The 15,272-nt window shown below is 68.1% G+C and carries 13 protein-coding genes; all 13 read left to right on the top strand.

Going from position 1 to position 15,272, the window contains the following annotated elements; genetic code table 11:
• The first annotated feature begins 14 nt into the window (after positions 1-14).
• Positions 15-1,349 (top strand): MFS transporter, encoded by a 1,335-nt coding sequence (locus BM388_RS01515; RefSeq protein ID WP_089846468.1) that lies wholly within the window; start codon positions 15-17, stop codon positions 1,347-1,349.
• 204 nt (positions 1,350-1,553) lie between these two features.
• The gene (locus BM388_RS01520; protein ID WP_089846470.1) at positions 1,554-5,336 is read left to right on the top strand and encodes a nitrate reductase subunit alpha; all 3,783 of its coding nucleotides are present in this window, start codon (positions 1,554-1,556) and stop codon (positions 5,334-5,336) included.
• A complete protein-coding gene (gene narH / locus BM388_RS01525; RefSeq protein ID WP_089846472.1) occupies positions 5,333-6,907 on the top strand; it encodes a nitrate reductase subunit beta in 1,575 nt (524 codons plus the stop codon). The genes BM388_RS01520 and narH overlap by 4 nt, the downstream gene beginning before the upstream one ends.
• Positions 6,900-7,685, top strand: coding sequence for a nitrate reductase molybdenum cofactor assembly chaperone (narJ, locus tag BM388_RS01530; RefSeq protein WP_089846473.1), 786 nt, complete (start codon positions 6,900-6,902; stop codon positions 7,683-7,685). The genes narH and narJ overlap by 8 nt, the downstream gene beginning before the upstream one ends.
• Positions 7,686-7,697: 12 nt before the next feature.
• The gene (gene narI / locus BM388_RS01535; protein ID WP_089846474.1) at positions 7,698-8,381 is read left to right on the top strand and encodes a respiratory nitrate reductase subunit gamma; all 684 of its coding nucleotides are present in this window, start codon (positions 7,698-7,700) and stop codon (positions 8,379-8,381) included.
• 193 nt (positions 8,382-8,574) lie between these two features.
• Positions 8,575-9,396 carry a peptidylprolyl isomerase gene (locus BM388_RS01540; protein WP_089846476.1) on the top strand — a complete coding sequence of 274 codons (822 nt, stop codon included), beginning with the start codon at positions 8,575-8,577 and terminating at the stop codon, positions 9,394-9,396.
• A 115-nt stretch (positions 9,397-9,511) separates the two neighbouring features.
• Positions 9,512-10,105: a molybdenum cofactor biosynthesis protein B gene (gene moaB, locus BM388_RS01545; protein WP_089846477.1), complete on the top strand. Its 594-nt coding sequence runs from the start codon at positions 9,512-9,514 to the stop codon at positions 10,103-10,105.
• Positions 10,102-10,521 carry a molybdopterin-binding domain-containing protein gene (locus BM388_RS18150; protein ID WP_281245165.1) on the top strand — a complete coding sequence of 140 codons (420 nt, stop codon included), beginning with the start codon at positions 10,102-10,104 and terminating at the stop codon, positions 10,519-10,521. The genes moaB and BM388_RS18150 overlap by 4 nt, the downstream gene beginning before the upstream one ends.
• The gene (locus BM388_RS18155) at positions 10,437-11,366 is read left to right on the top strand and encodes a molybdopterin molybdotransferase MoeA (RefSeq protein ID WP_281245166.1); all 930 of its coding nucleotides are present in this window, start codon (positions 10,437-10,439) and stop codon (positions 11,364-11,366) included. The genes BM388_RS18150 and BM388_RS18155 overlap by 85 nt, the downstream gene beginning before the upstream one ends.
• Positions 11,332-12,069: a Crp/Fnr family transcriptional regulator gene (locus tag BM388_RS01555; protein ID WP_089846479.1), complete on the top strand. Its 738-nt coding sequence runs from the start codon at positions 11,332-11,334 to the stop codon at positions 12,067-12,069. Before BM388_RS18155 ends, BM388_RS01555 begins: the two co-directional genes overlap by 35 nt.
• A 28-nt stretch (positions 12,070-12,097) precedes the next feature.
• Positions 12,098-12,481: a putative zinc-binding protein gene (locus BM388_RS01560; protein ID WP_089846481.1), complete on the top strand. Its 384-nt coding sequence runs from the start codon at positions 12,098-12,100 to the stop codon at positions 12,479-12,481.
• 473 nt (positions 12,482-12,954) lie between these two features.
• Entirely contained in the window at positions 12,955-14,322 is a 1,368-nt protein-coding gene (gene hglS, locus BM388_RS01570; protein WP_089846484.1) for a 2-oxoadipate dioxygenase/decarboxylase HglS, read from the top strand.
• Between the two features lie 102 nt (positions 14,323-14,424).
• Positions 14,425-15,195: a sulfite exporter TauE/SafE family protein gene (locus tag BM388_RS01575; protein WP_089846493.1), complete on the top strand. Its 771-nt coding sequence runs from the start codon at positions 14,425-14,427 to the stop codon at positions 15,193-15,195.
• Positions 15,196-15,272: the final 77 nt, after the last annotated feature.

Genomic DNA, 15,272 nt, shown 5'->3' on the forward strand with positions numbered 1-15,272 from the left:
TCGAGCGTCGGCCCATGTCCTGCGATCCCCCGTCATCCTCGCGCGCCACTCGCGCCTCGCCGCGCGACGCGGTCGAGGCACCGCCGGGCTACCGCGCGCTGGTGGTGGTGGCGCTCTCGCCGCTGGCCTTCGCCCTGGTCTTCGCCTGCTGGACGCTGTTTGCCGTTCTCGGCGTGGAGCTTCGCCGCGACCTGGCCCTGGGCGGCGTCGCCTTCGCCGTGCTGCTCTCCACGCCGATGCTCGCCGGCGCCCTGGCGAGCCTGCCCATGGCGAGGCTGGCCCGAAGCCACGGAGGGCGCCGCGTCATGCTTGGCTGCCTGCTGCTGATCTGCCCCTTCCTGTGGTGGATCGGCCACGCCCAGCACTATGCGGAGTTCCTGCTGGCGGGCCTTGGCCTGGGGCTCGGGGCCGGCTCGCTGGCCGCCGGCCTGGTTTACGTGGCGGAGCTGGGGCCGGCCCGCCATGCCGGCCTGGCGCTCGGGCTCTACGCGGCCGGCATGGTCGGGGCGGGGCTCGGCTACCTGCTGCTGCCGCTGATCAGCCAGGCCTACGGCTGGCGCACGGCGCCGCTGCTCTACCTGCTGCCGGTGGGGCTGGTCGCCGGGTTGCTGTGGCTCTTCGCCGAAGACCGCGATCCTCTCCCGCCCGTGAACGACCCCATGGACGACGAGGAGGCGCCCCCGCCCCGTCCCTCGTGGCGGGCGCACACCGCGCGTCTCGCCCGGCGCCTCGCCGACTGGTCGCCGTGGCGCCTGGCCCTCCCCTACGCTTTCTTCTTCGGTGCCTTCCTGGCCCTGGCGCTGTGGCTGCCCGGCCATCTGGCGGCGCGCTTCGAGCTTTCGTTGCAGGGCGCGGCGCTGCGCGCGATCCCCTTCACCCTGGCCGTCGGGGCGGGCCAGGTGCTCGGTGGCTGGCTGGCCGACCATCGTGACTTTCGCAGTCTGCGCTGGTGGATCTGCGCCTTCGTGCTGATCTGCCTCTTCCTGCTCTCCTATCCGCCCTTCGAGCTGCGCATCGAGGGCACCCAGGGCCCGCTGAGCTGGCACTACGCGGCGCCGCTGTGGGGCTTTCTCGGCCTGCTGGTGCCCATGGGCGTGGCCATGGGAGTCGGGCAGGGCAGCCTGATGCGTCTGATTCACCGCGACCATGCCGGCGACATGGCCCTGGTGGGCGGGCTTTCGCTGACATTGGGCGGGCTCTTCGCCGCCCTGCTGCCGCCGGTCTTCGTGCTGGGCAGCGAGTGGCTGGGGCTCTCCACCGCCGGCTTCATGTTCCTCTACGCCGCCCTGGTCGTCTGCATGCTGGTGATGCTGGCCGACCATGCGCGACACCGCCCTCGGCCGGAGTGACACCACCGGCCTAACCCCTCCTTCGGTGCCGCCTATCCCCTTGGGGGTAGGGACCATGTATATGGAGGTAACCGGGCAGTAATCGGCGTGGCGATCACCCAGAATCGGCTTCAACGACCCTGGCCGCGAGCGATGCAAGGCGGCGGTGCAGGACGGGTGACCCGGTGCGGTCACGCATCTTTTCGAGGAGCCTGGAGAGCGACCATGAGTCACTTCATCGATCGGCTGAACTTCTTCCGCAAGGCCCGCGAGCCCTTCGCCAACGAGCATGGCGAACTCCGTCAGGAGTCTCGCGAGTGGGAGGACGGCTACCGTCAGCGCTGGCAGCACGACAAGGTCGTGCGCTCCACCCACGGGGTGAACTGCACCGGGTCGTGCAGCTGGAAGATCTACGTCAAGAACGGCCTGGTCACCTGGGAGACCCAGCAGACCGACTATCCGCGTACCCGGCCCGACCTGCCCAACCACGAGCCACGGGGCTGCCCGCGCGGTGCCAGCTACTCCTGGTACATGTACAGCGCCAACCGTCTCAAGTACCCGCTGATCAGGAAACCGCTGCTCAAGCTGTGGCGCGAGGCCCTCGAGGCGAAGGGGGATCCGGTCGATGCCTGGGCCTCCATCGTCGAGGACCCTGACAAGGCCAAGCAGTACAAGCGTGCCCGCGGCATGGGGGGCTTCGTGCGCGGCAACTGGGACGAACTCAACGAGCTGGTCGCAGCTTCCAACGTCTACACCGCCAAGCAGTACGGCCCCGACCGCATCATCGGCTTCTCGCCGATTCCCGCCATGTCGATGGTCAGCTATGCCGCAGGCAGTCGCTACCTGTCGCTGATCGGCGGCGTCTGCATGAGCTTCTACGACTTCTATTGCGACCTGCCGCCGGCATCGCCGATGACCTGGGGCGAGCAGACCGACGTGCCCGAGTCCGCCGACTGGTACAACTCCGGCTATATCATCGCCTGGGGCTCCAACGTGCCGCAGACCCGCACCCCGGATGCTCACTTCTTTACCGAGGTGCGTTACAAGGGCACCAAGACCGTCTCGATCACCCCGGACTATGCCGAGGTCTCCAAGCTTACCGACGAGTGGCTCTCCGCCAAGCAGGGCACCGATGCTGCGCTGGCGATGGCGATGGGCCACGTCATCCTCAAGGAGTTCCACCTCGACAAGCCCAGCGCCTACTTCACCGACTACGTGCGCCGCTACTCCGACATGCCGTTCCTGGTCGAGCTCGAGCCCCGCGAAGACGGCAGCTACGCGCCGGGGCGTCAGCTGCGTGCCAGCGATTTCGATGCCAGTCTGGGTCAGAAGAACAACCCGGAGTGGAAGACCGTCGCCTGGGACGAGACCCGCGACCAGCTGGTGGTACCGCGCGGCTCCATCGGCTTCCGCTGGGGCGAGACCGGTGACGAGGTCGGCAAGTGGAACCTCGAGCCCCTCGACGCCGAAGGCACCGAGATCAAGCCGCTGCTGAGCCTCGCCGAGCACCACGACAGCGTGGCCAGGGTCGCCTTCCCCTACTTCGGCGGCATCGAGCACGAGCACTTCGATCATGTGAAAGGCGAAGGCGCGGGGGCGGCGGATGACCTGCTGTTCCACAACCTGCCCGTCAAGAAAATGAAGAAGGCCGACGGCAGCGAGATGCTGGCGGTCACCGTGTTCGACCTGATGTGCGCCAACTACGGCATCGACCGCGGCTTCAGTGGCGATAGCGAAGATGACGGTGCCACGTCCTACGATCAGGTCCGCCCCTACACCCCGGCCTGGCAGGAGAAGATCACCGGTGTGCCGGCGGATCAGTGTGCGCGCATCGCCCGTGAGTTCGCCGACAACGCCGACAAGACCCAAGGGCGCAGCATGATCATCGTCGGTGCCGGCATGAACCACTGGTACCACATGGACATGAACTACCGCGGCCTGATCAACATGCTGGTCATGTGCGGCTGCATCGGTCAGAGCGGTGGTGGCTGGGCCCACTACGTGGGTCAGGAGAAGCTGCGCCCGCAGACCGGCTGGACCCCGTTGGCCTTCGGGCTGGACTGGCAGCGTCCGCCGCGTCACATGAACTCCACCTCCTTCTTCTACAACCACTCCTCCCAGTGGCGCTACGAGAAGCTCGAGATCAAGGAGATCCTCTCGCCGCTGGCCAAGGCCGAGGACTATCCGGGTAGCCTGATCGACTTCAACGTGCGCTCCGAGCGTATGGGCTGGCTGCCCTCCGCCCCGCAGCTCGGCACCAACCCGCTGCGACTGGCGAAGAAGGCCGAGCAAGCCGGGATGTCGACCAAGGACTACGCCGTCCAGCAGCTCAAGAGTGGCGAGCTCTCCTTCGCCGCCGAGGACCCAGACGCCCCGCAGAACTTCCCGCGCAACATGTTCATCTGGCGCTCCAACCTGCTGGGCAGCTCCGGCAAGGGCCACGAGTACATGCTCAAGTACCTGTTGGGCACCCGCCACGGTATCCAGGGCAAGGACCTGGGTGAGGAAGGCGGCACCATACCCGAAGAGGTCAAGTGGCATGACGAGGCGCCCGAGGGCAAGCTCGACCTGCTGGTGACCCTGGACTTCCGCATGTCCACCACCTGCCTCTACTCGGACATCGTGTTTCCCACGGCGACCTGGTACGAGAAGAACGACCTCAACACGTCCGACATGCACCCCTTCATCCACCCGCTGACCGCAGCGACCGACCCGGCGTGGGAGTCACGCAGCGACTGGGACATCTACAAGGGCATCGCCAAGGCCTTCTCCAAGGCCTGCGTGGGGCACCTGGGCGAGGAGACCGACCTGGTCACCCTGCCGCACCAGCACGACTCCCCGGCGGAGCTTTCCCAGGTCGAGGTCAAGGACTGGAAGAAGGGCGAGTGCGAGCCGATCTCGGGCAAGACCATGCCGGCACTGATCGAGGTCAAGCGTAACTACCCCGAGACCTATGAGCGTTTCACCTCCGTGGGCCCGCTGCTCCAGAGCATCGGCAACGGTGGCAAGGGCATCAACTGGAACACGGAGTCCGAGGTCGAGCTGCTCGGCAAGCTCAACCACCGCAAGCTGGACGGGCCGCACAAGGGGCGTCCGCAGATCGAGAGTGCCGTGGACGCCGCCGAGATGATCCTGACCCTGGCGCCGGAGACCAACGGCCAGGTGGCGGTGAAGGCCTGGGACGCGCTTTCCAAGATCACCGGGCGGGATCACACCCACCTGGCGCATCCCAAGGAAGAGGAGAAGATCCGTTTCCGCGACATCGTCGCCCAGCCGCGCAAGATCATCTCCAGCCCGACCTGGTCCGGCCTCGAGGACGAGCACGTCTCCTACAACGCCGGCTATACCAACGTCCACGAGCTGATTCCCTGGCGCACCGTCAGCGGCCGCCAGCAGTTCTACCAGGATCACCCCTGGATGCGCGCCTTCGGCGAGAGCCTGCTGGCCTATCGGCCCCCCATCAATACCAAGGCGGCGCAGGGCTTCACGCTTCCGGCCGACAATGGCTACAAGACCAAGGCGCTGAACTTCATCACGCCGCACCAGAAGTGGGGGATCCACTCCACCTACAGTGAAAACCTGCTGATGCTGACATTGTCACGCGGCGGCCCGATTGCCTGGCTGTCGGAAGACGATGCGCAGTCGATCGGCATCGAAGACAACGACTGGATCGAGCTCTACAACGCCAACGGTGCGATCACCGCCCGTGCCGTGGTCAGCCAGCGGGTCAAGAACGGCATGGTGATGATGTACCACGCCCAGGAGCGGATCACCAATATCCCCGGCTCCGAGGTCAGCGGCACGCGTGGCGGGTTCCATAACTCGGTCACCCGCATCTGCCCCAAGCCGACTCACATGATCGGCGGCTACGCGCAGCTCTCCTACAGCTTCAACTACTACGGCACCGTCGGCTCCAACCGCGACGAGTTCGTCCTGATTCGCAAGATGAAGAACATCGACTGGCTGGATGGCGAAGGCAATGACACCGTGCAGGAGGCCGTCAAATGAAGATTCGTTCGCAAGTAGGCATGGTCCTCAACCTCGACAAGTGCATCGGCTGTCACACCTGCTCGGTGACCTGCAAGAACGTCTGGACCAGTCGTGAAGGCATCGAGTACGCCTGGTTCAACAACGTCGAGACCAAGCCCGGTATCGGTTATCCCAAGGAGTGGGAGAACCAGCAGAAGTGGAAGGGCGGCTGGTTGCGCCGTAAGGATGGCAAGATCGAGCCGCGCATCGGCGGCAAGTGGCGAGTGCTGGCGAACATCTTCGCCAACCCCGATCTGCCGGAGATCGACGACTACTACGAGCCGTTCACCTTCGACTACCAGCACCTGCACACCGCCAAGCAGGGCGAGCATCAGCCCACCGCGCGGCCGCGTTCGCTGATCTCCGGCGAGCGCATGAACAAGGTCGAGTGGGGCCCGAACTGGGAGGAGATTCTCGGCACCGAGTTCGCCAAGCGGCGCAAGGACTCGAACTTCGAGAAGATCCAGGCCGATATCTACGGCCAGTTCGAGAACACCTTCATGATGTACCTGCCGCGGCTGTGCGAGCACTGCCTCAACCCGACCTGCGTGGCGTCGTGCCCGAGTGGCGCGATCTACAAGCGTGAGGAGGATGGCATCGTCCTGATCGATCAGGACAAGTGCCGCGGCTGGCGGATGTGCATCTCCGGCTGTCCCTACAAGAAGATCTACTACAACTGGAAGACCGGTAAGTCCGAGAAGTGCATCTTCTGCTATCCGCGCATCGAGGCCGGACAGCCTACGGTCTGCTCCGAGACCTGCGTGGGGCGCATCCGCTACCTCGGCGTGCTGCTCTATGACGCCGATCGCATCGAGGAGGTGGCGAGCTCGCCGGACGAGCGTGACCTCTATCACCGCCAGTGTGAGATCTTCCTGGATCCTAACGACCCCGAGGTGATCGCCCAGGCCAAGGCGGACGGCATCACCGATAACGTGATCGCCGCCGCCCAGGCCTCGCCGGTCTACAAGCTGGCCATGGACTGGGGCCTGGCACTGCCGCTGCACCCGGAATATCGCACCCTGCCGATGGTCTGGTACGTGCCGCCGCTGTCGCCGATCCAGTCGGCCGCCGAGGCCGGCAACGTCGAGTTCGACGGCGTGATGCCCAAGATCGAGTCGCTGCGCATTCCGGTCAAGTACCTGGCCAACATGCTGACCGCCGGCGAGGAAGAGCCCGTGGTACTGGCCCTCAAGCGTCTGATGGCCATGCGCCTCTACATGCGAGGCAAGCACGTCGAGGGCAAGGCCGAGACCGAGGTGCTGGAGAGCGTGGGCCTCAGCGAGGCCCAGGTGGAGGACATGTACCGGTATCTGGCCATCGCCAACTATGAGGATCGCTTCGTGATCCCGACGAGCCATCGCGAAATGGCCACCGAGGCCTTCCCGGAGCGTGGCGGCTGTGGTTTCAGCTTCGGTGATGGCTGTCACGGCGAGAGCAAGCCGAGTCTGTTCAATGGTCGTTCACAGACCACCACCCTTGTACAGCCGGTGGAGACCTTCGACCCCCAGGCACAGGGCAAGCGACAGAGCGAGGAGGTGCGTCATGGCTGAGGCAGCCATCCAATATCCCGTGGCGGAGCCTGACATGCTGAGCCTGCGTGTGCTGGCTCGACTGCTCGACTATCCCTCCGCGGAGCTCCAGGCCGCCGCGCCGGAGCTGATCGAGATCATCAACGACGAGCGCCGGCTTCCGGCGGCGCTTCGCGCTCGCCTGATGGACTGGTGTCAGCGCCTGCTGGAGGCTGACCTGCTGGAACTGCAGTCCGAGTACGTGGCGCTGTTCGACAAGGGGCGGGCGACGTCGCTGCTGCTCTTCGAGCACGTTCACGGCGAGTCCCGTGATCGCGGCCAGGCGATGGTCGACCTGATGGCCGAGTACCGCGCCGCGGGCTTCGAGCTCGATGCGCGTGAGCTGCCCGACTACCTGCCGATGTTCCTGGAGTACCTCTCGACCCGCCCGGAAGCCGATATCGGTCGCTGGCTGGGCGAGATCCGCCACATTCTGGCGTTGCTCAGTGCGCGTCTCGAGGAGCGTGAGGCCGACCATGCCCTGGTGCCGCTGGCGCTGCTGGCGCTGATCGGCGCCGAGGAAGACGTCGCTGCCCACCGCGACAGCGTCAAGGAGGAGGCGCCCGACGACACCCCCGAGGCGCTGGACGAGGTCTGGGAAGAGGAAGCGGTGCGCTTCAGCGCCGCCTCCGATGAGGACTGCGCGCTGCAGTCAGCCGAAGGTCGCCGACTCGCCGAGCGCAAGAAGGCCGTGCCCAGCGACCCCGTCAAAATCATGCCCGGCAGCGGCCCGGCCGACCGCGGCCCGACCGATCGCTAAAGGAGAACCGTCATGTTTGGCGAATACCTGCAACACCTCATCTATGGCTACTACCCCTACCTGGCCGGCACGGTGTTCCTGGTCGGCAGCCTGTTGCGCTACGACCACGGCCAGTACACCTGGAAGACCGGCTCCAGCCAGATGCTCACCTCGAAGAACATGCGTCTGGCCAGCAATCTCTTCCATGTCGGCATCATCGTGATCTTTTTCGGCCATCTGGTGGGCATGCTGACCCCGCACTGGGTCTACGCACCCTTCCTGCACGCCGGCACCAAGCAGCTGATCGCCATCATCGTCGGCGGGGCGGCAGGCATTGCCTGCCTCGTGGGCGGGGCCATGCTGCTGCATCGCCGGATCACCAATCCGCGGGTTCGCGCCTCTTCCAGCCCGATGGACACCGTGATTCTCGGCTTGATCGTGTTCCAGGCCTTCCTGGGTCTGGTTACCGTCATCTTCTCGCTGGGTCACCTGGACGGCGCGATGATGCTGACCCTCTCCAGCTGGGCACAGTCGATCATCTTCTTCAGCGGCGGGGCGGCCGACTACATGGCCGAAGTCTCCTGGATCTACAAGGTCCATATCTTCCTGGGCATGACCATCATCCTGCTGTTCCCGTTCTCACGCCTGGTGCATGTGTGGAGCGTGCCCTTCGGCTACGTGACTCGTCGCTACCAGCTGGTGCGCAAGCGGGGCTGAATGCCAAGTCAGCACCCATCCCCACAGGCGGTGAGATGAGCGCCGGGGACAAGGCAAAGCGAGGGTCTTTTGCCATGGATGGCAAAAGTAGCGCCCAGGGAAGGGTTCACAGCGCCCTCGCGAAGGCTTGTCGACGGCAACGCTCATCGCATGCCGGACTGAGTGAGTAAGACGCCCTACAGGGGGAAACGACATGCAAAAGATCGATATCGAGATGATTCCCGGGGGCGCGAGCCCGCCCCCGATCCGGGTCGGCGAGGCCACCATCGCCGAGGCCGCCATCGCCGAGGAGATGCAGTACCACCCGGCCGACAGCGCCGGCACCGCCCAGCTCCAGGCGGCCCGCGCCCTGGTGGTGCGCGAGCTGCTGCGCCAGCGGGCGAATGCCCTGGGCCTGGCCGAGGCCGCCTCCGAGGCGATCGATGAGGCCGACGACGCCATTGCCGCGCTGCTGGAACAGGAGCTGGACGTGCCCGAGCCCGACGAGGCCGACTGCCGGCGCTTCCACGCCGCCCACGCCGAGCGCTTCAGCGAGCCGACGCGCCTCAAGGTGCGCCACGTGCTGCTGGCCGCGGCCCCGGACGACGCCCCGGCGCGCGACGCCGGCTATCGCCAGGGCGAGACGCTGATCCGCGAACTCGAGGCGGCGCCCGAGCGCTTCACCGAGCTCGCCCAGCGCCACTCCGCCTGCCCCTCGAAGGAGGCAGGCGGCGAGCTTGGCTGGCTCGCGCCCGGCCAGACCGTCGCCGAGCTCGACCGGGCACTGCAGCACCTGCCCGTGGGGCTCCACGAGCGGCCGCTGGCCTCGCGCTACGGCTGGCACCTGGTCAGCATCGACGAGCGTCAGGAGGGTCGCGAGCTGCCCTTCGAACAGGTGGCCGAGCGGGTCCGCCACAGCCTGCGCGAGCAGGCCACGCGCCGCGCCCTGCGCCACTACCTGCTGGCGCTCGAGGCCGAGATCGGCGTCGAGGGTCTCTCCCTCGATGACGACGGCGGCAACGCCCTGATGCAGTGACGCCGGCCGCGCGAGAGCCCGTCAGCCGAGGCGTGGCGGGATCTCGCGCTTTCTTGATACGCGTCATTCCCCTCGTTTCGGCGCCGCCGCACCATGCATGGCAAGGAGGATCCCCATGTCCCATGTTTCTGCCAATACGCCCTTCGTGCCCCTGGGCATCGCCGTGCTCACCGTCTCCGATACCCGCGGCCTCGCGGAAGACGGCAGCGGCGACCTGCTCGCCGAGCGCCTGACCGCCGCCGGCCATCGCCTGGCGGAGCGCCAGATCGTGCCCGACGACGTCTACCGCCTGCGCGCCGTGGTCTCGGCCTGGGTGGTGCGCGACGACATCCAGGCCATCCTGGTCAACGGCGGCACCGGCTTCACGCCGCGCGACACCACCCCCGAAGCCCTGGCGCCGCTGTTTGACAAGGCCATCGACGGCTACGGCGAACTGTTTCGCCAGCGTTCGCTGGCCACCATCGGTACCTCGACCATCCAGTCCCGCGCCGTGGCCGGGCTGATTGACCGCACCCTGGTGTTCGCCATGCCCGGCTCGCCGAAGGCCTGCGCCACCGCCTGGGACGACATCCTGATCGAGCAGCTCGATGCCCGTACCCGGCCCTGCAACTTCGTCGCCATGGTCCGCCCCCAGGTCGCGCCCTGCGCCTCTCGCCAGGCGACCTCTGACCAGTACGCGGCGAACGCGGCGTCGGGAGCAACGGCATGAACTGCGGCTGCGCGGACGTCGTCACCCCCGGCCTGCTCGACCTGTTCGAGGCCCGGGCGCGGATGATCAAGGCCGCCCGACCGATCGCCGGCCTCGAGCGAGTGGCGCTGGAGGCGGCTGCGGGCCGGGTGCTGGCCGAGCCGGCGCGCTCGACTCTCGACATGCCTGGCGTCGACAACAGCGCCATGGACGGCTATGCCCTGCGCCTCGACGAGCTGGCCGACTCGCCCTCGGGCCTGCCGGTGCGGCTGCGCGTCCCGGCCGGCGCCGGCGTGACGCGTCTGCCCGAGGGGGGCTGCGCCCGCATCTTCACCGGTGCCCCGGTGCCCCGGTGCCGCTGGGGGCCGATGCCGTGGTGCCCCAGGAGCGGGTCAGCCTGGACGCCGCGGGTCGAGTGCACGTCGCGGGCGAGCTAGCCGTGGGCGCCAACATCCGCCGCCGCGGCGAGGAGAGCCGCGCCGGCGCCACGCTGCTGGAGGCGGGCAAGCGGCTCAACGCCGCCGCCATCGCCCTCCTGGCGGGCCAGGGCATCGCCAGCGTCACGGTACAGCGGCGCCTGCGGGTGGCGCTGGTCACCACCGGCGACGAGCTGATCGCCCCCGGACAGGCCTGGCGACCGGGCGCCGTCTACGATAGCAGCGGCCCGATGCTGCGCGCCCTGCTGGCCGACCAGGGCTGCGAGGTGCTCGACCTGGGCCCGGTGCTCGATACCCCCGAGGCGCTGGCCGCCGTACTTGCCGAGGCCCGCGACAACGCCGACCTGGTGCTCTGCACCGGCGGCGTCTCGGTGGGCGAGGAGGATCACGTGCGCCCCGTGCTGGAGCGGCTCGGCGGGCTCGACTTCCACGGCGTGGCCATGAAGCCCGGCAAGCCCCTGGCGCTGGGCTGGCTCGGCGCCTCTATGGATAGCGGGACGCCACTGATCGGCCTGCCCGGCAATCCGGTGGCCTCGCTGGTCGGCTGGCAGCTGCTGGCGTTACCCTTCGTGCAGGGTCGCCAGGGGCGCGCGCCCGCGCCGCTCGAGCGCTTCCCGGTCGCCGCCGGCTTCACGCGCCGCGCGCCTCGCGGCCGCCGCGAGCTTCTGCGGGTGGTTCTGGACTGGAGCGCCGGCGCCCCCGTGGCGCGGCTGGCCGGTGGCCAGGGTTCGCACATGCTCGGCGCCGCCAGCCAGTCCCACGGCTACCTGATCATCGATGCCGATACTCCCGTGGAGGAGGGCCATGCCTATGGATACTGTCCCGGAGCCCAGTTCCTCGTCTGACCTGCTGCTGCGGCCGCGCCACCTCCGCGAGCTGGTGCGCGGCGTGCCGTGGCTCGGCGGCCTCGACGACGAGGCCCTCGAGGTCCTGATGAAGGATGCCGGGGTGCGCACCCTGGGAAGCCGTGAGTGGCTGTTTCGCCAGGACGCCCCGGCCAGGCGAGTCTACATCGTGATCAATGGGCTGGTGCGCCTGGTGCGCAGCGCCCGTGATGGCCGGCTGGCGACCATCCGCTGCGTCGAGCGCGGCGGCACCCTGGGCGAGCTGAGCATGGTCTCGGGGCCGGGGATCTATCTCTACTGCGCCGAGGCGTTGCGGCGTACCCAGGTGCTGTCGATCCCCGCCGCGCGCTGCCGCGAGATCCTGGATCGCCATCCCGAGTGCCGGGCAGAGTTCATGAGTCGACTGGCCCTGGAGCTTACCGATCGTCTCGAGGACATGGCCCTGCTCACACAGGCCGACGCCATGTCGCGGCTGGTCAGCTATATCCTCCGTCAGCTGCCCGTTGGGCACCACAGGGGGCAGCAGGTGGTGCGTCTGACCATTCCCAAGCGCTGGCTGGCCGCGCAGCTCGCGATGACCCCGGAGACCCTCTCGCGCCTGCTGGCCAGGCTGCGCGAGGAGGGCGTGATTACCATCGATCGCCAGCGCCTGGTGGTGCTCGACGAGCACGCGCTGCGCGACTTCATGCTGGACGACGACTGACCCTTACCCCGACATCCAGGGAGGCTGCATGTCCCGAACCGCCAACAAGCCCCGCGCCCTGATCTATGCCTGCTCGGGTTGCTCCGACGTGGCCCAGCTCGCCAACGAGGTCGCCCTGCGGCTGGATCATGGGCAAGAGGCGGAGATGTCCTGCATCGCCGGCGTCGGCGGCGGCGTTCCGGGCCTGGTGCGCACCGCCCGCTCGGGCCGACCCATCGTGGCCATCGACGGCTGCCAGATGCACTGTGCCGAGCACTGCCTGGCTAACGCCGACGTGGCACCCACCGAGCACGTGCGGCTCTATGAGCAGGGCCTGAAGAAGCGCAAGGGCAGGCGCTACGACGAGGCGACCATCGCCGCGGTCACCGAGCGGGTGGGCGAGCTTATCGCCCGGCTGCCGGTGAACGCCTAGCCGGCGTGGTCTCGGTGGATGAGTCGTATCACGTGTGCCCGATGCTGGAGCGCCTCGGCGGCATCGATTTCCACGGCGAGGTCATGAAGCCCGGCAAGTCCTTCGTGCTGGGTCGGCTCGGCGTCTTGCTGGAGGCTAGCACCCCGCGTGTCGGCCTGCCCTTCGAAGCAGGGGCGCCTACGGCGACTGTCCCGGCGCCCAGTTCCGCGACTGACCTGCCGCGGCGGCGCCGGTTCTGCAGGCCGGTGCGCAGGGTGTCGTGGCTCGCCTGGGGCGTGGCCGTAGCGGTGAAGAGATGAAAGAAGGGGTCGCCTTTTCGGTAGGCCGTTCCTGGTGACTCTGCTTAGATGGTCCTGGCCAACGCCCTTCAAAGCCTGTCGGGCCCAACGCTCCTCGGCCGCCTTGATCGTTCGACGCCGACAGTCCCCTCATCAGGGTGCCGCCACCTCGGGCCCCACCGCCAAGGACTTCGCATGAACCCTACTGCAACGGCTCACGTCACCGCGGACGAGATCCGCGACCGCTTCTCCCGCGCCATGTCGGCCATGTACCAGGCTGAGGTGCCTCAGTACGAGACCCTGCTCGAGCTGGTGGCCGACGTGAACCAGGAGGTCCTCGAGCGTGATGCGGCCCTGGCCGAGCGGCTCGCGGCCCACGACGAGCTGAATCGCCTCGGCGTCGAGCGCCACGGCGCCATCCGCGTGGGCACCGCCGACGAGCTCGCTATGCTGCGCCGCCTGTTTGCGGTGATGGGCATGCATCCGGTGGGCTACTACGACCTCTCCGAAGCCGGTGTGCCGGTGCACTCCACGGCCTTCCGCCCCGTCGACGACGCCGCCCTGGCGCGCAACCCCTTCCGCATCTTCACTTCGCTGCTGCGCCTGGAGCTGATCGAGAGCGAGGCGCTGCGCGAACGCGCCGCGGCGATCCTGGCCGAGCGCGATATCTTCACCGCCGACGCCCGCGAGCTGATCGCCCTCCACGAGTCCCAGGGCGGCCTCAGCGATCAACAGGCCGATCGCTTCGTCGCCGAGGCGCTGGAGACCTTCCGCTGGCACCGCGATGCGACCGTGGACCTGGATACCTATGAGGCCCTGCATGCCGAGCACCGCCTGATCGCCGACGTGGTCTGTTTTCGCGGCCCGCATATCAACCACCTGACGCCGCGCACCCTGGACATCGACGAGGTCCAGCGGCGCATGCCGGCGGCCGGTATGAACCCCAAGGACGTGATCGAGGGACCGCCGCGCCGCGACTGCCCGATCCTGCTGCGCCAGACCAGCTTCAAGGCGCTGGAGGAGGTGACCCGGTTCAAGGGCGAGCGCCAGGGTACCCACACTGCCCGTTTCGGCGAGATCGAGCAGCGCGGCGTAGCCCTGACGGCCGAGGGTCGCGCGCTCTATGATCAGTTGCTCAGTGCGTCTCGCCAGCAGACCCAGGGGCTCGATAATGCGGCCCACCAGCGGGTGCTGTCCGAGGTCTTCGCCGACTTCCCCGATGACGAGGCCGAGCTGCGCCGCCAGGGGCTGGCCTTCTTCGAGTACCGGCTCAGTGAGGCCGGGCGCGCCGCTGGCAGGGTCGAGGAGCGCGACCCGGAGGCGCTGATCGAGCAGGGCCTGGCGACGGCACGACCGATCACCTACGAGGACTTCCTTCCGGTCAGCGCGGCGGGCATCTTCCAGTCCAACCTGGGCGGCGGCGAGAACGCGGCCTATGTCGGCAATGCCAACCGCGAGGCCTTCGAGGCGGCACTCGGCGCGGCCGTCACCGATGAGCTGGCGCTCTACGCCGAGCGCGAGCGGGCCTCCCGAGCGGCGGTCCTCGAGGCCCTCGCGGGCTGATCCCCCCCCTCGGGCGGACGACGCGACACGGCCGGTCAATCGACCGGCCGTGTCGCGTCTCGGGTATCCTTGGGCCCTCGCTATACCGTACAGGGTCGTCCCATGCCGCTGCTCGAGAGCCTCTCGCCGCTCGCCGCCTCCCTCAACCTGCTGCTTATCCTGCTCTCCATGCTGACGTCGGCCTTCACCGCGGCGGTGGGCGCCGGGGGCGGGGTGCTGATGATCATGGCGCTGGCCCAGGTGATGCCCGCGGCGGCGCTGATTCCGGTGCACGGCATGGTGCAGCTGGGCTCCAACGTCGGCCGCACGGTGATGACCTGGCGCCATATTGACCGTATGACGCTGGCTGCCTTCCTGCCCGGGGTGGCGCTCGGCGCCCTGGCCGCTGCCTGGCTGCTGATCCGGCTGCCGGCGGGGGTGCTGGAGCTGTGCATCGCCGCCTTCGTGCTCTTTACCCTGTGGGGGCCGGGGCTTTCCGGGCGCGCCCTGGGCCGCGTCGGCACCCTGATCGTCGGCGCGGTGACGACCTTGCTCTCCAGCCTGGTCGGCGCCAGCGGCCCGGTGGTGGCGGCCTTCATCAAGCAGCGCCAGACGGGACGGCTGGCCAAGGTGGCGACCTTCTCCGCCTGTATGGTGGCCCAGCATCTGACCAAGGCCTTCGTGTTCGGCATGGCGGGCTTCGTCTTTCACGACTGGCTGGCGCTGATGCTGGCGATGGTGGCGGCGGGCTTCCTCGGCACCTGGCTGGGGCTGCGCCTGCTGCACCGCCTTTCCGAGCGGCGCTTCGACGCGCTGTTCCGGTGGGCGCTGACGCTGCTCGCCCTGCGCCTGGCCTGGCTCGGCGCTCAGAACCTGGGGCTGGGTCTGGACTGAGGCCGTGACGGCGGCGTCGTTGAAAGCCGGCGCCGCGCCGAGCGGGTGGTTTCTGCGCGCTTGGCATATGCTGAGTG

Origin of the sequence: Halomonas saccharevitans (genome assembly GCF_900116405.1) — a bacterium.
In the GTDB taxonomy this organism is placed as follows: Bacteria; Pseudomonadota; Gammaproteobacteria; order Pseudomonadales; family Halomonadaceae; genus Halomonas; species Halomonas saccharevitans.